22 protein-coding genes are annotated in these 20,263 nt (G+C 70.3%); 10 read left to right on the forward strand and 12 right to left on the reverse strand.

Annotation, left to right across the window (positions count from 1 at the left end):
* Nucleotide 1 precedes the first annotated feature (1 nt).
* The 3 genes from rplC to ACZ3ZE_RS16765 form a co-directional block, all read right to left on the reverse strand.
* Complete coding sequence (gene rplC / locus ACZ3ZE_RS16755; protein WP_329423208.1) at nucleotides 2-646, reverse strand: 50S ribosomal protein L3; 645 nt, start codon at nucleotides 644-646, stop codon at nucleotides 2-4.
* 11 nt (nucleotides 647-657) lie between these two features.
* A complete protein-coding gene (gene rpsJ, locus ACZ3ZE_RS16760; RefSeq protein WP_003948644.1) occupies nucleotides 658-966 on the reverse strand; it encodes a 30S ribosomal protein S10 in 309 nt (102 codons plus the stop codon).
* Nucleotides 967-1,413: 447 nt separating this feature from the next.
* Complete coding sequence (locus tag ACZ3ZE_RS16765; RefSeq protein ID WP_467259542.1) at nucleotides 1,414-2,586, reverse strand: hypothetical protein; 1,173 nt, start codon at nucleotides 2,584-2,586, stop codon at nucleotides 1,414-1,416.
* Nucleotides 2,587-2,795: 209 nt separating this feature from the next.
* On the opposite strand from ACZ3ZE_RS16765, the gene ACZ3ZE_RS16770 reads away from it, so the two are divergent.
* Nucleotides 2,796-4,784, forward strand: coding sequence for a PIG-L family deacetylase (locus ACZ3ZE_RS16770; RefSeq protein ID WP_442303777.1), 1,989 nt, complete (start codon nucleotides 2,796-2,798; stop codon nucleotides 4,782-4,784).
* Between the two features lie 60 nt (nucleotides 4,785-4,844).
* Here ACZ3ZE_RS16770 and ACZ3ZE_RS16775 read toward each other — a convergent pair whose 3' ends face one another.
* The 6 genes from ACZ3ZE_RS16775 to ACZ3ZE_RS16800 all read right to left on the reverse strand — a co-directional run bounded on the left by ACZ3ZE_RS16775 (nucleotide 4,845) and on the right by ACZ3ZE_RS16800 (nucleotide 12,792).
* Nucleotides 4,845-7,439, reverse strand: coding sequence for a peptidoglycan recognition protein family protein (locus tag ACZ3ZE_RS16775; protein ID WP_467259544.1), 2,595 nt, complete (start codon nucleotides 7,437-7,439; stop codon nucleotides 4,845-4,847).
* A 236-nt stretch (nucleotides 7,440-7,675) separates the two neighbouring features.
* The gene (tuf, locus tag ACZ3ZE_RS16780) at nucleotides 7,676-8,869 is read right to left on the reverse strand and encodes an elongation factor Tu (protein WP_046908240.1); all 1,194 of its coding nucleotides are present in this window, start codon (nucleotides 8,867-8,869) and stop codon (nucleotides 7,676-7,678) included.
* A gap of 150 nt (nucleotides 8,870-9,019) precedes the next feature.
* Entirely contained in the window at nucleotides 9,020-11,149 is a 2,130-nt protein-coding gene (gene fusA, locus ACZ3ZE_RS16785) for an elongation factor G (RefSeq protein ID WP_361166005.1), read from the reverse strand.
* A gap of 39 nt (nucleotides 11,150-11,188) precedes the next feature.
* Nucleotides 11,189-11,659 carry a 30S ribosomal protein S7 gene (gene rpsG / locus ACZ3ZE_RS16790; protein WP_329423203.1) on the reverse strand — a complete coding sequence of 157 codons (471 nt, stop codon included), beginning with the start codon at nucleotides 11,657-11,659 and terminating at the stop codon, nucleotides 11,189-11,191.
* A 2-nt stretch (nucleotides 11,660-11,661) separates the two neighbouring features.
* Nucleotides 11,662-12,033: a 30S ribosomal protein S12 gene (rpsL, locus tag ACZ3ZE_RS16795; protein WP_003948652.1), complete on the reverse strand. Its 372-nt coding sequence runs from the start codon at nucleotides 12,031-12,033 to the stop codon at nucleotides 11,662-11,664.
* A 309-nt stretch (nucleotides 12,034-12,342) separates the two neighbouring features.
* Complete coding sequence (locus tag ACZ3ZE_RS16800; protein WP_361166001.1) at nucleotides 12,343-12,792, reverse strand: helix-turn-helix transcriptional regulator; 450 nt, start codon at nucleotides 12,790-12,792, stop codon at nucleotides 12,343-12,345.
* A 244-nt stretch (nucleotides 12,793-13,036) separates the two neighbouring features.
* On the opposite strand from ACZ3ZE_RS16800, the gene ACZ3ZE_RS16805 reads away from it, so the two are divergent.
* Genes ACZ3ZE_RS16805 through ACZ3ZE_RS16815 form a run of 3 tightly spaced genes read left to right on the forward strand, consistent with a single transcriptional unit; the run spans nucleotide 13,037 to nucleotide 14,326 of the window.
* Nucleotides 13,037-13,387 carry a WhiB family transcriptional regulator gene (locus ACZ3ZE_RS16805; RefSeq protein WP_361165998.1) on the forward strand — a complete coding sequence of 117 codons (351 nt, stop codon included), beginning with the start codon at nucleotides 13,037-13,039 and terminating at the stop codon, nucleotides 13,385-13,387.
* Nucleotides 13,380-14,123: a hypothetical protein gene (locus ACZ3ZE_RS16810; RefSeq protein WP_361165995.1), complete on the forward strand. Its 744-nt coding sequence runs from the start codon at nucleotides 13,380-13,382 to the stop codon at nucleotides 14,121-14,123. The genes ACZ3ZE_RS16805 and ACZ3ZE_RS16810 overlap by 8 nt, the downstream gene beginning before the upstream one ends.
* Nucleotides 14,117-14,326, forward strand: a complete 210-nt coding sequence (locus tag ACZ3ZE_RS16815) for a hypothetical protein (protein ID WP_361165992.1) — start codon at nucleotides 14,117-14,119, stop codon at nucleotides 14,324-14,326. The genes ACZ3ZE_RS16810 and ACZ3ZE_RS16815 overlap by 7 nt, the downstream gene beginning before the upstream one ends.
* 128 nt (nucleotides 14,327-14,454) lie before the next feature.
* On the opposite strand, the gene ACZ3ZE_RS16820 is transcribed toward ACZ3ZE_RS16815, so the two are convergent.
* Complete coding sequence (locus tag ACZ3ZE_RS16820; protein WP_361165989.1) at nucleotides 14,455-15,285, reverse strand: ATP-grasp domain-containing protein; 831 nt, start codon at nucleotides 15,283-15,285, stop codon at nucleotides 14,455-14,457.
* Nucleotides 15,286-15,394: 109 nt separating this feature from the next.
* The gene (locus ACZ3ZE_RS16825; protein ID WP_361621389.1) at nucleotides 15,395-15,742 is read right to left on the reverse strand and encodes a hypothetical protein; all 348 of its coding nucleotides are present in this window, start codon (nucleotides 15,740-15,742) and stop codon (nucleotides 15,395-15,397) included.
* 278 nt (nucleotides 15,743-16,020) lie between these two features.
* Between ACZ3ZE_RS16825 and ACZ3ZE_RS16830 the strand changes: the two genes are divergently transcribed.
* From ACZ3ZE_RS16830 to ACZ3ZE_RS16845, 4 genes are all read left to right on the forward strand, one after another.
* Nucleotides 16,021-16,431 (forward strand): hypothetical protein, encoded by a 411-nt coding sequence (locus ACZ3ZE_RS16830; RefSeq protein ID WP_361621386.1) that lies wholly within the window; start codon nucleotides 16,021-16,023, stop codon nucleotides 16,429-16,431.
* Between the two features lie 134 nt (nucleotides 16,432-16,565).
* Nucleotides 16,566-17,177, forward strand: a complete 612-nt coding sequence (locus ACZ3ZE_RS16835; protein ID WP_361165980.1) for a phage tail tube protein — start codon at nucleotides 16,566-16,568, stop codon at nucleotides 17,175-17,177.
* A 97-nt stretch (nucleotides 17,178-17,274) separates the two neighbouring features.
* Nucleotides 17,275-17,565 (forward strand): hypothetical protein, encoded by a 291-nt coding sequence (locus tag ACZ3ZE_RS16840; protein ID WP_361165977.1) that lies wholly within the window; start codon nucleotides 17,275-17,277, stop codon nucleotides 17,563-17,565.
* Between the two features lie 65 nt (nucleotides 17,566-17,630).
* Nucleotides 17,631-17,972 carry a hypothetical protein gene (locus tag ACZ3ZE_RS16845; protein ID WP_361621528.1) on the forward strand — a complete coding sequence of 114 codons (342 nt, stop codon included), beginning with the start codon at nucleotides 17,631-17,633 and terminating at the stop codon, nucleotides 17,970-17,972.
* 49 nt (nucleotides 17,973-18,021) lie between these two features.
* Here the strand turns inward: ACZ3ZE_RS16845 and ACZ3ZE_RS16850 are convergent, their stop codons facing one another.
* A complete protein-coding gene (locus ACZ3ZE_RS16850; RefSeq protein ID WP_361165971.1) occupies nucleotides 18,022-18,837 on the reverse strand; it encodes a hypothetical protein in 816 nt (271 codons plus the stop codon).
* Nucleotides 18,838-19,144: 307 nt separating this feature from the next.
* Here ACZ3ZE_RS16850 and ACZ3ZE_RS16855 point away from each other — a divergent pair, with 307 nt between their 5' ends.
* Nucleotides 19,145-19,336: a hypothetical protein gene (locus ACZ3ZE_RS16855; protein WP_361165968.1), complete on the forward strand. Its 192-nt coding sequence runs from the start codon at nucleotides 19,145-19,147 to the stop codon at nucleotides 19,334-19,336.
* A 133-nt stretch (nucleotides 19,337-19,469) separates the two neighbouring features.
* Complete coding sequence (locus ACZ3ZE_RS16860; RefSeq protein WP_361165965.1) at nucleotides 19,470-20,234, forward strand: hypothetical protein; 765 nt, start codon at nucleotides 19,470-19,472, stop codon at nucleotides 20,232-20,234.
* The last annotated feature ends 29 nt before the right edge of the window (nucleotides 20,235-20,263 follow it).

Here is a 20,263-nt window from a genome sequence, read left to right on the forward strand (position 1 = left end):
CTCAAACCCCCTTGGCCGCGGTGCGGACCAGGACGAGGCCACCGTTCGGGCCGGGAACGGCGCCCTTGATGAGCAGCAGTCCCTTTTCCGCGTCAACGGCGTGGACGGTCAGGTTCTGGGTGGTCACGCGCTCGTTGCCCATACGGCCGGCCATGCGCATGCCCTTGAAGACGCGGCCCGGAGTGGCGCAGCCACCGATCGAACCAGGCTTACGGTGCACGCGGTGGGCACCGTGAGAAGCCTTGCCACCACGGAAGTTGTGGCGCTTCATGACACCGGCGAAGCCCTTGCCCTTGCTCTTACCGGTGACGTCGACCTTCACGCCGGCCTCGAAGAGCTCAGCGGTGATCTCCTGGCCGAGCGTGTACTCGGAGGCGTCAGCGGTACGGAGCTCCACCAGGTGGCGGCGCGGGGTGACGTCGGCCTTGGCGAAGTGGCCCTTGAGGGGCTTGTTCACCTTGCGCGGGTCGATCTCGCCGAAGGCGATCTGGACCGACTCGTAGCCGTCGTTGTCGTTCGTGCGGACCTGGGTCACGACATTCGGGCCGGCCTTGACGACGGTCACCGGGACGACCCGGTTGTTCTCGTCCCAGACCTGCGTCATGCCGAGCTTCTCGCCCAGGATGCCCTTGATGTTCTTAGCCATCTCGCGCGCCCTCAGAGCTTGATCTCGATGTCAACGCCCGCCGGGAGGTCGAGGCGCATGAGCGAGTCAACCGTCTTCGGCGTGGGGTCGAGGATGTCGATGAGGCGCTTGTGCGTGCGCATCTCGAAGTGCTCGCGCGAGTCCTTGTACTTGTGCGGCGACTTGATGACGCAGTACACGTTCTTCTCAGTGGGCAGCGGCACCGGGCCCGCGACCGACGCACCAGTGCGCGTCACCGTCTCGACGATCTTCTTCGCCGAGGAGTCGATGACCTCGTGGTCGTAGGCCTTGAGCCGGATGCGGATCTTCTGTCCCGCCATGGCTACTTCGTAGTCCTGTCCTGTAGTAACGCTCTGGAACCCGGGCGGCTGCGTCTTCTCGCGAGAACGCGGCCCCTCCTCCGACCCACGCGGTCGGGCGTGTCGCACTCCCTCTACGAAGAATTCCCGAAGGAATTCCCAACCAAGGGGGTGCGGGCCATGGACCGCGAGGCGGGGGTGGAACACCCACCGGGTGCCTGGTAGGAGCCCCGCTGACACTTCCCGGAAGATTCCCGTACGTCCGCCCCTGGGGGGCGACGAGTACTGTGGGACTCGCTTCCGGTCCTCCCGGCGGGAGGCGCGCAGCATCGGCACTCAACCGAGCAACCCCGACAGTCTGCCATACACGGCCATCCCGCCGCCAATCGGCGGCGAAGACTGTACCCCACGTCACGTTGAGCCACACGCAGGGGCGCGACCGGAGGGTCGCGCCGCGTGACGGGCGGGTCAGGTACGGGTGGCCCGCCCGCACTCCCCCTGGGCATTCTTCCCGTCGGCCCGGTCCGGGCCGACGCTCCGGTCGTACGGATCGACCGCCTCGCCGGTCGGGCGCTCCAGCGGGTCCGGGGCGTCCTCCTCGAACTGCGGGTGCAGGTATCCGTCCTGGATCGAGCAGGAGCTGTTGGCGGCGTTGTACGTGGTGTCGCTCAGGGTCAGCGCGCCCGGCGTGACGTCCCACCGGCCGGGCTGGTAGACGCGGGTCTCCAGCGTGCGGCGGACGATCGTGCGCGCGACCTCGTCGGCCCCGGGACGGGACTTCACCAGCGGGTACACGAAGGTGTAGTCGGCCTTGATCACGACCATGCCGGGCCGGTCCCCGGCCGCGAAGGTCATGCGCCCGCGCGTCTTGACCACCTGGCCCGCCGGGCGGACCTCGGTGCCGAAGCGGGTGAACCAGAACAGCGGGTCCAGCTTCTTCGTCGGCTTGCGCAGCGCGGCCTCGAACCAGTCGTGCTGCTGCTTCTGCCGCGGCTCGATCAGCGCGATCGCGGCGGCCGGGCGCTCGCCCTTGAGGGTGCCGGGGTCAAGATTGGTCTCGACCAGAAAGCTCCTGGTTCCCTCCAGCCCCGCCGCCACCTGCGCCTTCGACAGGCCTCCCGTCGCCTTCGCCGGCGGCAGCTCGATCCCCGCCGCCCCGTCGGCCCAGCGCAGTGCCGGGGAGCCCTTGAAGGGCTCCTTCAGGGTCGGGCGGTGCGGGTCCACCGCGTCCGGCGCGGCGGTCGGGCGGGCCGTCTCGGCGGCGAGCGGGGTGGTGTCCTCGGGGCGGTCGGTCCAGCTGGACGGCAGCGCGGACGTGACACTCTCCGGGAGGTGGTCGGTCAGCAGCTGGGGGCGTACGGCGACCAGCGCGAGGGCGGCGACCAGGGTGATCCCGAGCGCGGCCTTGGCCCGGCCCCCGCGGCGGGCGGTGCCGTTCATCTCCTGCCAGGCGGGCCCGGTGCGCCAGCCTTCGGGCTCCTGGCGCTTCGGCGGCTTCGGAGCCCTGGGGGGCTTCGGCCGCTTCGGCCGCCTGGCCTTCCTCAGGGCCTTCTCCTGGGCCTCCGTGCCGAGCCCCTGCTCACGCGCGGCCTCGACGAACGAGGCCCATTCCTCGTCGGAGACCGACGGCTTCTCACTCATCTGCTTCCCACCCCGGGTGCTGCTGCGTCTGGTGCTGCGATCCGGACGTTCTCACGCCGCCGGACGGGCGGAAAAGCCTGGTCAGCGCCTCTTGATCAGTTCGTGACCGCGGGCGGGCCGCTTACCGTAGAACCCGGGCGTTCGAAAATCCGTCTAGTCGGACGCACGAGGCCCAGTACGCAGCACGACGCACGGGGGACGTACGACCGGTGGACAGCAGAAGAGTGGCGCGGCGCAGTCTCCTCGCGGGAGCGGTCGCGGTGGCGGCCGCGACGGCCGCCGGGTGTTCCGTACCGGCGCCGCCGCGCATCGAACGGAGCGCCGATCCGGCGCCGGGGCTGCCGGTGGCCGCGCACGGGGGCGGGGCGCTGCTGATGCAGTTCGCCGCGCACCCGGACGACGACCTGTACTTCATGAACCCCGACACCCAGCGGCTGCTCGACGCCGGGGTCCCGGTCGTCTCCGTGTACGTCACGGCGGGCGAGCACACGGGTGTCAACCGGATCAAGGGCATGCCCGAGACCCGCCCCGACCGCGCCGCCTACTCCTCGGCCCGCCACCAGGGCCTGCGGCAGGCGTACGCGGAAGCGCTCGGCGCGGACCGGTTCACCCCGTGGGAGAAACGAATCTCCACACTCGCGGGCGGGCGGCACGCCGAGGTCGACACGCTCGCGCACGGCGGGCGCCGGGTCGAGCTGGTCTTCCTCAACCTGCCCATGCACACCTCCCGCCGCTACATGGCGCTGCCCGCGCTGTGGGAGGACCGCGCCCTCGAACTGCGCACCCAGCTGTCCGCCGACTCCCCCGTGACCCGCGCCGACCGCTACGACCACGACGGCCTGACCGAGGTCCTCGCCGGGCTCCTGGCCACCTATCGGCCCACCGTCGTGCACACCCTCGACCCCGACCCGGACATCCAGCACAGCGACGAGGCCACCCGCGGGCGGGACAGCGAGCAGCCCGGCTACTCCGACCACGGCGACCACACCGCCGTCGCCTGCTTCACCTGGGCGGCGATGCTGCGCCGGGTCGCCGACGCCACCGCCGGCGGCGGGCCCGTCCCGGCGTTCACCGTCACGGCCTTCCGCGGCTACTACAACCGGCACTGGCCCAAGAACCTCCCGCCGCGGGTCCTCGCCGAGAAGGCCGCCCACCTCGTCCCGTACGGCGGCGACCCCTCCTGGGAGTGCGGCAACCCCTCCGGCTGCGGCGACTACGGCGTCGGCGGCGACCGGCCGCTGACCAACCGGAAGGGCTGGGTGCGCTCCACCCACTACCGCTGGCCCGCCCCGGCGCCCGCCGTGGCCGCCGAGCCGGACGGACGGCTCGCCGCGTACGGCGTGCTCGGGCTGCGCGCGGTCCGCTGGCGCGAGACGGCCCCCGGCTCCGGTACCTTCGGCGCGCCCGAGGACCTGGGTGGCGGCCCGCTGGCGCCCGCGCTGGGCCGGACGGTGCTGCGCGACGGCCGGGTCCTGCTCTTCGCGGTGCGCTTCGCCGCCCTCGCCGGCCGGGGCGGCCCGAACCGGCGCGAGCTCGTCGTCCTGGAGCAGCGCTCCCCCGGCGGCCCGTTCCTCGCCTGGCGGGGCCTCGGCGCTCCGGAGCGCGGCGACGACCGGAGCCGCCGGATCGGCGCGCCGGTGGCCGTCACCGCGCCCGACGGGCGGGTCCACCTCTTCGTACGCGACGCCGACCAGGGCGTCTCCACGCGGGTACGGGCCGCCGACGGCACCTGGGGCCCGTGGCGGGCGCTCCCGGCGCGGGGCGCGCTCCAGGACGGTCTGACCGCGCTGGCCGACGCCGACGGCCGGGTGCACGTCCTGGCCGCCGGCCGGGACGCCGTACGGCACTGGGTCGACGGCTCCCCCGCGGCCCCGCTCCCGCTCGCCGGCGACCCGGTCGCCGCGGTCCCGGCCCCGGGCGGCGTCCAGGTCCTCTACCGGCGCCCGGCGGAGGCCCGGCTTCGTACGACGAGCGCCACCGCCCCCGCCTTCGACGGCTACGGCCTGCTGTCCGCCGAGCCCGGCCCCGGCGGCCCGGTGCTCGTGGGCCGGGACGAGCGCCACCGGGTCCAGCTGTACCGCGAGGGGCGCGTGTACACCCGTACGGGAGGCCCCGTGCCGGTCGGCGACGCGGTGCCGCACGCGGGGGCGGCGGTCGGCCTGGGGGCGGACGCCCGGCCCTGGATCTGGCGCCCGTAGCAACGCCGAGGGCCCGCCTCCCCGAAGGGAGACGGGCCCTCAACGCAAGCCGTTCTCAGGTCACTTGGTGAAGTAGCCCGTGATGTCGGCGAGCAGGTCGACCGAGCCGGACCTGTTGTAGAAGTTCACCTTGCCGTTGACGACCGGCACGACCACCAGGTTGGGGATGGTCAGGCCGGGGGTGAAGTTCAGGTTCGACGCGCTGGTGCGCTCCGTGCCGTCCGGGTAGACGGAGACGAAGCTGCCCGAGGTCGGGTTGGTCGCCGTCACGTTGAGGACGACGGCCGTGACGCCGGTCGCCGGGACGCCCTGCACGCCCGCCACGTCCAGCGTGACGAAGCTGTCCGCGCCGATGGCGCCCTTGCGGACACCGAGGCCGGAGCGGGTGTCCATCAGGCGCTTCGGGCCCAGGTTGATGTGGGAGGCGCCGGTGGTCTCCGACGTGAAGTAGCCGGTGATGTCGGCGAGCAGGTCCACCGTGCCGAACTTGTTGTAGAAGCTGACCTTGCCGTCGACGACGGGGACGACCACGAGGTTCGGGATCGTCTGGCCGGCGGTGAAGTTCAGGTTCGACGCGCTGGTGCGGGCGGTGCCGTGCGGGAAGACCGACACGAAGCTGCCCGCGGTGGGGTTGGTCGCGGTCACGTTCAGGACCACGGCCGTGACCTTGTCGGCCGGGACGCCGCTGACGCCGGCGACCTGGAGGTCGACGGTGCTGTCCGCACCGACCTTCGCCTTGGCGACGCCGGTCCCGTACCGGGTGTCCATCAGCCGCAGCGGGCCGAGGTTCACATGGGTCGAGCCGCTGGTGTCCTTGGCGTAGTAGCCGGTGACGTCGGCGAGCAGGTCGACCGAGCCCGCGTGGTTGTAGAACCGCACCTTGCCGTCGACGACGGGGACGACGACCAGGTTCGGGATCGTCTTGCCCGCGGTGAAGTTCAGGTTCGACGCGCTGGTGCGGGCCGTCCCGTTCGGGTACACCGAGACGAAGCTGGTCGCGGTCGGACCGGTCGCGGTCACGTTGAGCACGACGGCGCCGACGCCGGTGGCCGGGACTCCGCCCTTGCCGGCGACCTGGAGGGTGACCTCGCCGGCCGGACCGACCTTGGCCTTGGCCACGCCGAGCCCGGAGCGGGTGTCCATCAGGCGGGTGGGCGTGAGCGGCTTGTACGTCTTCGGCCCGGGCACGGTCACGGTGACCGGCGCGGAGGTGGTGACCTTGCCGGAGGTGTGCGTGGCGCGGACGGCGACGGTGTGGTCCCCGTAGCCGCTGACGTTCACCGAGGAGCTGCGGATGTGACCCCAGCTCGTGGTGGCGACCTGGCCGTCGACGAGGACCTCGAACGTGTGGATGAGGCTGTTCGGGGCGGTGCTGGTCGACCAGTTCACGGTGACCGGCCCGGGGGTCTCGTAGCCGCTGCCGACCGGGGTGGCGCCGCCGGTGAGCGAGTCCACCTTGAGGTCGGCGACGGAGCCGGTCGCGTACGCGCGGATCTGCGGCAGCTGCGGGTACAGCATGGTGCCGGGGCACTCGGTGTTGAAGCCGTTGCGGTGCCCGGAGACGGCGTCGAAGCTGTACGTCTGGCCGACGGTGAACTTGTCGCCGAAGAAGTTGTTCTGCGTGGCACCGGCGGTCAGCGTGGCCTTGCCGGCGGGGTCGACGCCGTACTGGCCCAGCTTGTACGCGATGACCTTGGAAGCCGAGATCAGCGCGGCCTGGGGCGCGGCCTTGTCGGTGTAGTTGCCCATGATGGACACGCTGGTCGACTCGGAGTTCCAGCCGTAGGTGTGCGCACCCAGAACCGGCTGGTCGATGCCGCCCTGGCGGCCCTCGAAGATCGTGCCGCACTTGTCGACGAGGAAGTTGTAGCCGAGGTCGCGCCAGCCGTTGGTCTTCACGTGGTACACGTGGATCGCCCTGACCAGGGCGGCGGACTGGGCGCAGTCGTAGTCCGCGTCCGTCGTGTGGTGCACGAACGCGGCCTTGATCTTCCCGCCGGGCAGGTAGATCGGGCCCTCGTTGTTCAGGGACTCGTCGGCGCCCCACTCGGCGCGGGTGACGATCGTCGGCCGCGGGGCCGTCGACGCGGGACCGGTCGGGGTCGGCGGGGCGTCGGCCTTGAAGGCCGTGTTCTCCGCGTTCAGGTCGCCGGCGGCCTTCGCGGGCGCACCGGGGTCGACCAGGTCGAGCCGGAGGCCGGCCGGGAGCGTGCCGCTCGCGGCGCCGTCGGTGACCCGCACCTCGGCGCCGTCGGAGGCGCCGACCCAGATCGGCTCGGTGGAACCGCGGGCGCCGGCCCGCTTGCCGTCGAGCAGCGCCGGGTAGGGCTCCAGGTCCATCCACTCGGTCCACGCGCCCGTCTCGGCGTCGCGGGACCGGGCCTGGATCTTGCCCTTGATCTTCGCCTCGGGGTCCGTCCAGGACACGCCGAGGAGGCCGAAGCGCTGGGTGTCACGCTGGGACAGGATGGCTTCGCCGTGACCCTTGTCGGTCAGAGCCAGCTTCTGGACCTCGCTCTTGACGGGTCCGGTCTCCTCCCCCGTGGCGCTGTAGACGCTGGGCGGATTGGGCGTGGGGCCCTCCTCGCCGAAGACCGCGCCGTTCGCCGCGGCCTGGAATCCCAGCACCGTCGCCGCGGCGAGCGCTGCGGCCACCGCCGTGCGACGTACACGCTTGCTCTGTTTGCGACGTACTCCACGTCCCGAACTCAAGTCGTTTCCACCCCTGTATGTGGCCATGACACGCCTGACCGGCCGCATGCTACGGGACGTCAGGTTTGCGGTTGCCACCGGGGGGTACGCAGAAGGGCCCCGCGCCGCCGAAGCGGTGCGGGGCCCTCCCGAAGCAGCTCTGTCGAGCTACCAGGTCAAACCACCGAAGTTCGTGAGAACTACTTGGTGATCTTGACGACCTGGCCGGCGCCGACGGTCCGGCCACCCTCACGGATGGCGAACTTGAGGCCCTCCTCCATGGCGATCGGCTGGATCAGCGCGACCGACATGGCGGTGTTGTCGCCCGGCATGACCATCTCGGTGCCCTCGGGGAGGGTCACGACGCCGGTCACGTCCGTGGTACGGAAGTAGAACTGCGGGCGGTAGTTGTTGAAGAACGGGGTGTGACGGCCACCCTCGTCCTTCGACAGGATGTAGGCCTGGGCCTCGAACTCGGTGTGCGGCGTGACCGAACCCGGCTTGATGATGACCTGGCCGCGCTCGACGTCCTCGCGCTTGATGCCACGGAGGAGCAGACCGACGTTCTCACCGGCCTGGCCCTCATCGAGCAGCTTGCGGAACATCTCGATGCCGGTGACCGTGGTGGTGGTCTTCTCGGTCTTGATGCCGATGATGTCGACGGTCTCGTTGACCTTGAGGACACCACGCTCGATACGACCGGTGACGACGGTGCCACGACCGGTGATCGTGAAGACGTCCTCGATCGGCATCAGGAACGGCTTGTCGACGTCACGCTCGGGCTGCGGGATGGCCTCGTCGACGGCGTGCATGAGGCCGAGGAGCTTCTCGCCCCACTCCTTGTCGCCCTCGAGCGCCTTCAGCGCCGAGACGCGGACGACCGGCAGGTCGTCGCCCGGGAACTCGTACTCGGTGAGGAGCTCACGGACCTCGAGCTCGACGAGCTCCAGGATCTCCTCGTCGTCCACCATGTCGGCCTTGTTCAGGGCGACGACGATGTACGGAACGCCGACCTGGCGGGCCAGGAGCACGTGCTCCTTGGTCTGCGGCATCGGGCCGTCGGTGGCGGCGACCACGAGGATGGCGCCGTCCATCTGCGCGGCACCCGTGATCATGTTCTTGATGTAGTCAGCGTGACCGGGGCAGTCGACGTGCGCGTAGTGACGCGACTCCGTCTGGTACTCGACGTGCGCGATCGAGATCGTGATACCGCGCTGGCGCTCCTCGGGAGCCTTGTCGATCTGGTCGAAGGCCGAGGCCTCGTTCAGGTCCGGGTACGCGTCGTGCAGCACCTTGGTAATGGCGGCCGTGAGGGTCGTCTTACCGTGGTCGATGTGACCGATGGTGCCGATGTTGACGTGCGGCTTAGTCCGCTCGAACTTTGCCTTCGCCACTTGATCCTCCTGCGGAGTGGTTCTGTACGCCTTGCTTCATCGGCGCCAGGTGATCTTTGCTGGGATGCCAGTCGCCGGGGCCCGTTCCTCGGGGTTCCGGGGTGAAACCCCGGCGACTGGTGTCAAGCCTAAAGCGTGAACTCGGGAGAGTTACTCGCCCTTGGCCTTCGCGATGATCTCCTCGGCGACGTTCCGCGGAACCTCGGCGTAGGAGTCGAACTGCATCGAGTAGCTTGCGCGACCCGAGGTCTTGCTGCGGAGGTCTCCGACGTAGCCGAACATCTCCGAGAGGGGCACGAGGCCCTTCACGACGCGAGCGCCGCTGCGCTCCTCCATGGCCTGGATCTGGCCACGGCGGGAGTTGATGTCGCCGATGACCTCACCCATGTAGTCCTCGGGCGTGGTGACCTCGACGGACATCATGGGCTCGAGGATGACCGGCGAAGCCTTGCGCGCGGCCTCCTTGAAGGCCTGCGAGCCGGCGATCTTGAACGCGAGCTCGGAGGAGTCGACCTCGTGGTAGCCACCGTCGAGAAGGATGACGCGGACGCCAGTCATCTCGTAGCCGGCCAGGATGCCGAACTGCATGGCCTCCTGCGCACCCGCGTCGACCGAAGGGATGTACTCCTTCGGGATGCGGCCACCGGTGACCTTGTTCACGAACTCGTACGAGGCGTCGCCGCCCTCGATGGGCTCGATCGCGATCTGCACCTTGGCGAACTGACCGGTACCACCGGTCTGCTTCTTGTGGGTGTAGTCCAGTCGCTCGACGGCCTTGCGGATCGTCTCGCGGTACGCGACCTGCGGCTTGCCGACGTTCGCCTCGACCTTGAACTCGCGACGCATACGGTCGACGAGGATGTCGAGGTGAAGCTCGCCCATACCACCGATGATGGTCTGGCCGGTCTCCTCGTCCGAGTGCACCTGGAAGGAGGGGTCCTCCTCCGCGAGACGCTGGATGGCGACACCCAGCTTCTCCTGGTCACCCTTGGACTTGGGCTCGATGGCGACCTGGATGACCGGCGCCGGGAAGTCCATGGACTCCAGGATGACCGGGTTCTTGTCGTCGCACAGCGTCTCACCGGTGGTGGTCTGCTTGAGGCCCATGACGGCGACGATGTCGCCGGCGCCCACCGAGTCGATCTCCTCACGCTTGTTCGCGTGCATGCGGTAGATCTTGCCGATGCGCTCCTTCTTGCCCTTGACGGAGTTCAGCACCGCGGTGCCGGCCTCCAGGCGACCGGAGTAGATCCGGACGAAGGTGAGCTTGCCGAGGTGCGGGTCGCTCGCGATCTTGAACGCGAGCGCCGACAGCGGCTCGTCGTCGGACGGCTTGCGCTTGACGACGACCTCGGCGTCCTTGACGTCGTGGCCCTCGATGGCCTCGACGTCGAGGGGGGACGGCAGGTAGCGGACGACCGCGTCGAGCAGGGGCTGGACGCCCTTGTTCTTGAACGCGGTGCCACAGAAGACGGGGGTGACCGTCTTCTCGCCGCCACCCTTGCCGGAGGCAATGGTGATGCGACGGACGGCAGCGTAGAGCTGCTCCTCGGTGGGCTCGACGCCCTCGAGGAAGAGCTCCATGAGCTCCTCGTCGTTCTCGGCGACGGTCTCGACCAGCTTGGCGCGCCACTCTTCGGCGAGCTCGGTGTGCGAGGCCGGGATGTCGACGACGTCGTACATCTCACCCTTGCTGGCCTCGGCGGACCAGACGAGGGCCTTCATGCGGACGAGGTCGACGACGCCCTGGAAGTCCATCTCGGCGCCGATCGGGAGCTGCATGACGATCGGGGTCGCGCCGAGGCGGTCCACGATCATGTCGACGCAGCGGAGGAACTCGGCACCGGTCCGGTCCAGCTTGTTGACGAAGCAGATGCGCGGGACGCCGTAGCGGTCCGCCTGACGCCAAACGGTCTCGGACTGGGGCTCGACGCCGGCCACGCCGTCGAACACGGTGACAGCACCGTCGAGCACGCGGAGCGAACGCTCCACCTCGACGGTGAAGTCGACGTGGCCCGGCGTGTCGATGATGTTGATCGTGTGATCGACGTCCTCGAGCGGCCAGTGGCAGGTGGTGGCAGCAGAGGTGATCGTGATGCCACGCTCCTGCTCCTGCTCCATCCAGTCCATCGTGGCGGCGCCGTCGTGGACCTCACCGATCTTGTACGAGACGCCGGTGTAGAACAGGATCCGCTCGGTGGTGGTCGTCTTGCCCGCGTCGATGTGCGCCATGATGCCGATGTTGCGCACCTTGGCAAGGTCAAGCGAAGTGGTAGCCATATCGGCTCAGTCTTCTCTCGGTCTCGATGTGGGTTGCGACTACCAGCGGTAGTGCGCGAAGGCCTTGTTGGACTCGGCCATCTTGTGCGTGTCCTCGCGCTTCTTGACCGCAGCACCGAGGCCGTTCGAGGCGTCGAGGAGCTCGTTCATGAGGCGCTCGGTCATGGTCTTCTCGCGACGGGCGCGGGAGTAGCCGACCAGCCAGCGCAGCGCCAGGGTGGACGCGCGACCGGGCTTGACCTCGATCGGCACCTGGTAGGTGGCGCCACCGACACGGCGGGACTTGACCTCAAGAGACGGCTTGACGTTCTCGAGAGCGCGCTTCAGCGTGACGACCGGGTCAGCACCGGTCTTCTCGCGCAGGCCCTCCATGGCGCCGTAGACGATGCGCTCGGCGGTGGAGCGCTTGCCGTCCAGCAGGATCTTGTTGATCAGCGAGGTGACAAGAGGAGAGCTGTAGACCGGGTCGATGATGACCGGGCGCTTCGGGGCGGGGCCCTTACGAGGCATTCTTACTTCTCCTTCTTGGCGCCGTAGCGGCTGCGAGCCTGCTTACGGTTCTTGACGCCCTGCGTGTCGAGGGAACCGCGGATGATCTTGTAACGAACACCCGGCAGGTCCTTCACACGGCCACCGCGAACGAGCACGATCGAGTGCTCCTGCAGGTTGTGGCCCTCACCCGGGATGTAGGCCGTGACCTCGATGCCCGAGGTCAGACGCACACGCGCGACCTTACGGAGCGCCGAGTTCGGCTTCTTCGGGGTGGTGGTGAAGACACGCGTGCAGACGCCGCGACGCTGAGGGGAACCCTCAAGTGCGGGCGTCTTGTTCTTCTCGACCTTGTCCTGCCGGCCCTTCCGGACCAGCTGCTGGATCGTAGGCACTACTTCTCCGGTTTCTGTGTGCCGTCGGTAAAACTAACCTGGAACATCTCCGACCCACGCGGTCGGGTGTGTCGAACCCTGCACACCCCACCGCCAGAGGCGGAGAGGGGCGCGGATCACGGTGGCCGGCGTCGGACTCGGTCTGCGGTTGAGGACACGCATAAGAGTCCGGGCACACCCCAGGCACAAGGCATGAGCGTACCTATCGCATGGACTCCGGTCAAAACAAATGCCCACGCGCGGGCCGGCCCGGGCGACGCGGGAGCACGTCACCCGGACGGGCGGGCACCGCGAGGCGGTGGCCGCGGGTCAGTCCTGGGCGGCGCGGCGGGACTCGCCCGCGGTGCGGGCGTCGGCGCCGTCCGCGTCGGGCTCCAGGAACTGCGTGACGACCTTCACGAAGACGCCCATCCGCTCGTCGGGGACGCCGAGCCAGCGCGCGAAGTCCTCCATGGTCGGCTGCCAGTCGCCCGGCGCCAGGAGGTCCTCCGCGAGCGGCAGCTCCTCCGGGGTCACCCGGCCGGACCGGATGAGCATGTCGCGGACGGAGACCCCGAGGAGCGGGGCGATCCTGCGCATGGTCTCCAGGTCGGGCATGCTCTGCCGCTGCAACAGCCGGGTCACGGCGGCACGGTGCACTCCGGCCTCGTCCGCGATCCGGGACTTCCCGCCGCCGCGGGGGCTGTCGATGTCGTAGCCGCGCGCTCGCATCAGCCTCTCGACCCAGCCTGCGAACTCGTCGAGCCCTTGAGTGCTCATGTGTGTACCGCTCCCTTAACTCCCCCACCCTTCGAGCCCCTTACTTTAGCGTGCTTGCGCGCACGGAATTACGTGCTTTCGGGCACGCAATCGTGTCGAATCGGTGAAGGGCTCCCCACAAAGGTAGTTGCGAGCTCGCACGCAACATGTCAGTGTTCTCGCCGCCGCACTCGTCGGCCTCCTGAGTCCCAGGGGCCCCATCGGCCCCAGGGGCGTCTGGGGCCCCGGAACGTGGAGAACCTCCTTGCACCAGTACGACTCCTCCCCCTGGCAGGCCGCCGCCGCGTGTGCCGGCCTCTCCCCGTCCGTCGTGTTCTCGCGCCGCGGCAAAGAGGCGGCCCCGGCCCTGCGCGCCTGCGCCGCCTGCCCCGTCCGCCGCCAGTGCGAGACGGCCGTCGCCCCCGCCGAGAGCTGGTTCGACGGCGTCTGCGCCGGGCGCCTGTGGCGCAACGGACGCCCGGTGAAGCCCCGCCGCCGCCGCGGCGAGCCGGCCCCGGCGGACGCCGCCGCCCAGCCGGCCCCGGGTACCGCCCTCGCCGACCACGCCGCCCTGGACGCCGCCGGCGCCGCCCTCTCCGGAGGCGACCGTGGCTGAGCACACGCACGCCGGCCCCGCCGACGAGCGGGTGGTGCGGGACATCGTGCTCTGGACCGCCTCCCTCGCCCGCCAGTTCCCCGAGCTCGCCGAGGAGCTCACCCCCGGCCGCCGCTCCCCCGCCGGGACCGCGCCCACCGCCCCCCACCCGGGGCGGGACGAGCTGATCCGCGCCGAGCGCCGCGAGGCCCTGGAGCTCGAACAGCGGCACGGCCTCTCCGTACCGGGCCACGGCGCCGCCCCGATCCGGCTGCACATCTCCGACGCGATCCGCGACATCACCGACGGCGTGGTGGAACTGGAGGAGGCGGTCTGCGCCCGGCTCGGACTGCCCCGGCCGCGGCGCGCGGGCGTCGTGGAGCGCCTGCGCCGGGTCACCGGCACGCTCGACACGATCGCCGCCCACCCGGTGCTGGCCCGGCACGTACGGGACGAGATCCGCCGCATGGCCCGCCGCTGCGCGCGGACGCTGGGCGACGCGGAGACGGTCGTACGGGTGTCGGGGCGCTGCCCCTGGTGCGACTCGGTGTCGCTGCGGGCCTTCCCCGACCGGCGGGCGGTGCTGTGCGTGAACCCGGCGTGCCTGTGCACGGACGAGGCCTGCGGCTGCCAGGACGACCCGGCCTACCGGCACCTGTGGCCCGAGGACGAGTGGGCGGAGCTCGCGGACGCGTCGGGTGCGCGCACGGACGAGATCGAAGCGGCGATGGACGACACGAAGGAGACCTCATGCTGAGCTCGACCGCGCTTTCCCTGCCGGCGCTGATCCCGGGCCCGCTCGCCGCCGTGGAGGCGGGGGTCGCCCCGGCGACGATCCGCAAGTGGGTCCAGCTGGGCCACCTGCGGGCCGCGGGCAGGGCCGGCCGGGCGCAGCTCTTCCGCCTGGAGGACGTCTTCGCCGCCGAACGAGCGACCCGCCGCCGCCCACGTACCGCCTGAAGTAGCTGGACCACCCAGTCCACCCAGTCCACCCGGAAACGCAGAAGCGCCCCGCGTCTCGCAGAGAGACACGGGGCGCTTCTGCGTTTCCGCCGTTCTGTCGTTTCCTTCGTTTCCTTCGTTTCCGCCTACGCGTCGAGGAATCCGTGCAGCGACTCCACCATGGCGGCCACGAAGCGCTCGCGCACCGCCTCCGGTACGAGGTCGAGGGAGAGGTACGGGTTGAGGTCCTCCAGTTCGACCAGGAGCAGCTCGCCCTCGCGGGTGCGGCAGGCGTCGACGCGCTGGATGCCGTGGTCGAGGGTGTTCCAGTCGACGAAGCGGCGGGCGAAGCGCAGGTCGGCCTCGTCGGCCTCGTACGGCTCCAGCTCCCAGCGCTTCTCGGGGTCGGGGGCGTACAGGGCGTACTGGAAGCGGTCGTCGACGAAGTAGAAGGACACCTCGTGCCGGAAGTCGACGCGGGGCTGGACGAGGACGTCGCCGTACGCGAGCCCGGCGAGCTCCTCGTACGGGAGGAAGCGCAGCCCTATGGAGTCGGCGCCGGCCTTGGGCTTGACCGCGTAGGTCTTGGCGGCGGGCAGCCGGCCGAGGTCCTCGGCGCGGTCGACGGTGGGGATGACGGGCAGTCCGGCGGCGGTGAGGTCGAGGAGGTACTGCTTGCCGGCCATGTCGCCGCGCCCGTGCAGCGGGTTGTAGACGCGGGTGCCGAGCTCGGCCGCGCGGGCGCGGAAGGCGTCGTACGCCTCCTGGTAGTGGAGGACGGGCCCGCTGTTGCGGACGACGACGGCGTCGAAGGCGTCCATGAGGGCGGCGGCGTCGCGCGGGTGGCAGACGGCGAGGTCGACGTGCGCGCGGAGCCGGGCGGTGAGGTCGATGTCCTCGTCGCAGTAGCGCCGCCCGCGGGCCGGGTAGGCGAGGTCGCTGACATAGAGGAGACGGGGTCGGCGGGCGGTGGGCACGGGCGGCTCCTCTGGAGTGGGGGACGGCCCGGCCAACCCTATGCACTCCGCCGTTGACGCCCGGCCCTGGCGACGCGTCATCCCGGCGTGGTCGGCGGCCGTCGATCCGTCACCTGCGCAACCAGCCCTTCTTGGGGGGATCGGCGGGGGGCGCCTCCCGCGTGATCAGCAGTTCGGCGGCACAGATGCGCATGTGCCGGGAGAGCTCGGTCGGGCTGCTGGAGCCCTCGTACCAGACGGACCAGGTCTGCTCCACGAGCCAGCTCGTCGAGGACGTACGGAAGACGAGACGGCCGCACTTCTCGGCGGCGACGCCGCGCACATAGGTCCGGCTCATCTCCTCCGCCCGGGCGAGAGCCGCCTCCCTTCCGCCTTCGACGGGGATCTTCTCCACCAGGTCCCACGTCTCGCCGCCGCTGTGAAACTCGCCGGACTCCACCAGTACGTACCAGCTCATGGCCTCGCGCCCCCCTGTGCTCTGCGTGTGGCCACCAAGTTAGACGAGCCCCCTTCCGGCCGGGATTCCGAAGTCGCCCCCGAACTAGTTGCGTGCGCGCACGCTCTCTGTCACAGTTGGTGCAGCGGCGGAGCTGCGCCCGCGAGACGGGCCGCAGTCTTCGCCGTTCGCCGTCCGGGAGCGCTCCGCGCCCCCGCCCCCTTCCCCGCGTCGAGCGCCCCGGGCGGCACCCCGCACCACCCCGCCCTCCCTCCCGCCTTCCTTCGAGGAGAACCGTCATGACCACTCCCCCGAGTGCGTTCCCGGACGTCGAGAAGCTGGTCGTCGACGTCCTCAAGGCCGACCCGGCGCTGGCCGGTGCCACGGTCGCCGCCCAGGCCCCGGCAGGCTTCGACGGGGCCCAGAGCGCGGTCCTCGTCAACCGTCGCGGCGGCGCCTGGATCGGCGATCTGCACCTGGACAAGCCGCTGATCGAGTTCGAGGTCTACGCGCCGAACAAGCCCGCGGCCCATCTGCTCGCCAACGCCGCCCGGAAGTCGCTGCTCGCCACGCTCGGCAAGACGCTCGGCAACAGCGTCGTGCAGGACGTCGAGGAGATGGACGGGCCGCGCTGGACGCCCGACTACCTCTACCGGGGCGCCAGCCGCTACCTCTGCCTCATCCAGCTCTCGCTGACCGTCGCCCCGTAACGGTCCCGCGCCGGTCGTCACCCCGTGACGGCCGCACCCACAGACCAGGCCCTGCCGTCCGGCGGGGCCTTTGCCGTACCCGGGCCCTGGCGCCCGGGGCGGCGCCCTCACCCTCTCATCAAGGAGAAACCACCATGGCAGGCAACAACTCCGCCGAGATCCGCGTCGCAGGCTCGGGCAAGCTCTACGTCGCCACCGCCGGCAACGCCGCCCCGGCCTCCTTCGGCGCCGACTCCGCCGCCGACTGGACCACCGCGGGCTGGAAGGACCTCGGCTTCACCTCCGGCGACGGCGTCACGTTCTCGAAGAAGGACAAGCTGGAGGCCATCGACTCGTGGCAGTCGGTCTCCCCGGTCCACTACATCTACTCGGCCCGTGACCTGTCGCTGAAGTTCTCGATGCTGCAGTTCAACGAGGACACGCTGCCGTTCTTCATGGGCGGCGACGCCGTCAAGCAGGACGCGGCCCCGGCCGTGGACACCTACCGCTACGAGATCGCCGAGCGTCCGTTCGCGGACGTCCGCGCCCTCGGCCTGGAGTTCACCGACGTCAAGGCCGGCAGCTCCACCGTGGTCAAGTACCGCTTCATCATCCCGACCGGCCAGGTCACCGCGACCGACGACATCAAGCTGGGCCGCAAGGCCGCGGCGCAGCTGGGTGTCACCTTCACGGCCATGTCGAAGGGCGACGGCAAGCCGCTGGCGACCTTCATCATGAAGGACAGCCAGTACTCCGCGACCGTCTGATCCTTCTCCACCCGGGGCGGGACGGCCCACCGCCGTCCCGCCCCACCCCTTCTGCTCTTCATCCACGCGAACCACGCGATCAAGGAGTACGCACACCATGGCCCGTTTCGACGTCAACGCCGCTCGCGCCCAGCGCATGGAGGCCCAAGGCCGCACCTGGTCCTTCGAGTTGGACGGCGAGTCCTACACGCTGCCCACCGAGCTGTCCCGCAAGACCGCGAAGGCCCTGCGTCAGCTCGACGACAACGACGTGGACGGTCTGCTCGAGCTCCTGATGGGTGAGGAGCAGTTCTCCCGCTTCGAGGATCACGACCTCACGATGCAGGACATCGCCGCCATTCTGGAGGCCTACGGCAAGGAGACCGGGCTCGGCCTGGGGGAAGACTGAGCCTCGTCGAGTTCGTCGACGAACACGCCGAGGCCCTCGAAGCCGACCTGCTGCGGTACTACGACATCGACCTGCTCGACTGGTACCGCGGCGGTCTGACCAGCCGGCGACTCGCCGTGCTGATCACACATCTGCCGGAGAACAGCGCCGTGCAGCGGGAGCTGCACGGCGAGGCCGCGGAATGGTCGGTCACCGACCATCTCCTCGCGGCCGCGGTGGACCACCTGGCCGTCGCCAACTGGATGTTCGCCGCCGTCAACTCGGGCGAGGACGGCGACCAGCCCGAGCCGCCGAAGCCCGTCCCGCGTCCGGGTGACCCCGCCGAGGACGAGGAGGACGGGCACGGGCACGACGAGGACGGATCCGAGATGGTGTCCCCGTCCCAGCTCGCCCGCTTCTTCGGCTGAACCCGCGTCCGCCCACGCCAGCCCCCACGGCCCTCGGAGCCCGTTCCCCTCAGGGAGCGGGCTCCGGGGGCTCTTCCTGTGCTCGCTCGGAGGTCAGGTCCTTCTCCAGGGCCCTGGCCCGGTCGGAGAGGCGCCGGCCTCGCGCGCCCGCGCGCGCGTCCGGTTCGGCGGCCTCGCCGCCGCGCCGGTCGGGCCCGTGCCCCGCCTGGCCGGGAACGCTGGTGAGCGGCGGCACGATCGGGCGCCCGCCCTTGCCGCGGACCACCTTCCGTACCGGCTGGGCGTTCCTGCGGGCGCGGCTCTCCTGGGCGGTCACCAGGAGCTCGGCGTCCGGCTCGGAAGCCGGTGCGGGCTCGGGTGCGGGCCCCGGGTCCGGTTCGGGCGCCCGCTCGGGCTGCGGCTCGGGCTCGGGTACGTACTCGTGCTCGGCACGCTGTTCGAACTGCTCGCGCTCCCTGCGGACGCGTTCCTCGGCCTCGACCACGACGGCCGGGGGTTCCAGGAGCCGGGCGAAGGGCAGTGCGATGACGCGGGCGCCGTCCTGGGGGGTGTCCGTACGCCGCTGGGGACGCCGTATACCACGCGCGTCGCCCTGGCCCTGCGCGTAGGCGTCGGCGACGCGCTTCTCGTACTCCCTGCGGATACGTGGCAGTTCATCGGAGACGGCCTCCGCCCAGCCCGCGGTGAACGCGGCGGTCTCGCGGCGGTCGACCTCGGAACGGGGCAGTACGACGAGGTCCTCCGGTGCGTGTCCGGCGACATGGACCAGTTCGGCGAGGCGGGCGAACAGATGAGGCAGATCGGGATGGGATTCGAGCCAGTCGACGGCCCGATCCCGCCGGCTAGCCCCCGGCTCCGTGTCCATGCGTCAGCACTGCCTTCCAAGCCCCCTGGGGTCCCCGCGCGCCCCTCGCGCCCCGCCGCTCCTCGACTGTGTCAGGTCCGGGGAACGCGCCATCCAGAGTACCCCGGTCGAACACAAGATCCGGTCAAGGGCCAACCCCCACAGGAAAGCCCCGGGAAGACACACCGTCAGGCGTTTCACGCTCGACAAACACCGAGCAGGTGTTCCACACTCTGTTCGCACAGTAGTTCGAAAACGTGGTGCCCCCGCTCCTCACTCCGCGGCGCCGCCACGCTCGCAAGGGCAAGCAAACGGAAGGCAGGCGTCCATGACTCAGCAGGCCGAGGCAGTGCGACCGTACATCCCGCTCCAGGACCGCCTCCGCCAGCTTCTCGACGGACCCGTCGCCCTCGACAAGAGAGCGTTGCTCGGCACGTTGTACGCCGAGGTCAACCGCCGCGAGGCCGCCGCGTACGCGGCGGGCTGGAACGACGCCCTCGCCGACCAGCGCCGCCGCTGACCCCCACGCCACGCCTCGCCGGTGGGATAGCCCCCGCCGCCCGCGTACACGAGCCGCCTGCATCCCTCCGGGACGGGCGGCTTCGGCGTTTCCGGAGTCGGCTCGGCACCACATCTCGAATCGAGGACCACACATGGCCACACCCACTCCCCCCTCCCCGAGGAGCCCGTTCGAGAACTGGGTCGTCGACAACCTGACCTGGATCGATCCGGCCGACTACAAGCGCACCAAGGAAGCGGCGTTCGGGTGGACCAGCACGGCCACCGCGATCAAGACCGACCTCTCGCTCATCAAGGCGGAGCTCGCCGGCCTCTCCGTCTTCTCCATCGGCGCCAGCGTGATCAAGTTCGACTACACCTGGTTCAAGATGGACGAGAAGGGCGTCACGATCAACGGCCGCCAGCGCGTCGGCTGGCCGTGGGCCGACCCGGCGAAGGCCGCCAACCTCAAGGCCGAGAACCGCTTCCGCAAGCTGGACAAGAAGCAGCAGGACCTGAAGGACGCGATCAAGCGGCTCGAGACCGCCCGGACCGACGCGCCCCAGCGGAGAGCCGACATGGACCAGGCCCGCGCCGACATGAACGCCGCCCGGCGCTCCCAGCACACCGCGGCTTCGCTCGCGGCCTTCCACGCGGCCGAGAAGAAGTACCTCGCGGCGAAGAAGCTGTCCGAAAAGGCCGACAAGGAACTCAGGGACGCCGAGAAGGCGGCCAAGTCGCTGGAGCAGAAGGCCTCCAAGCGCTTTCAGGACGCCAAGAAGTTCGTAGACCGCGAGAACGAGATGAAGAAGAAGTGGGAGAACCAGGGCAACAAGGTCCTGACCGAGGACCTCAACCGACTGAGGACCGCCGTCGGCAAGGTCGAGCTCAAGTTGGACGGCACGGAGCAGTCCGCCTAGGCACCCACGGGCCCGCTCGCTCCCGCCCC

It is taken from the genome of Streptomyces sp. NPDC023157, from assembly GCF_055560575.1.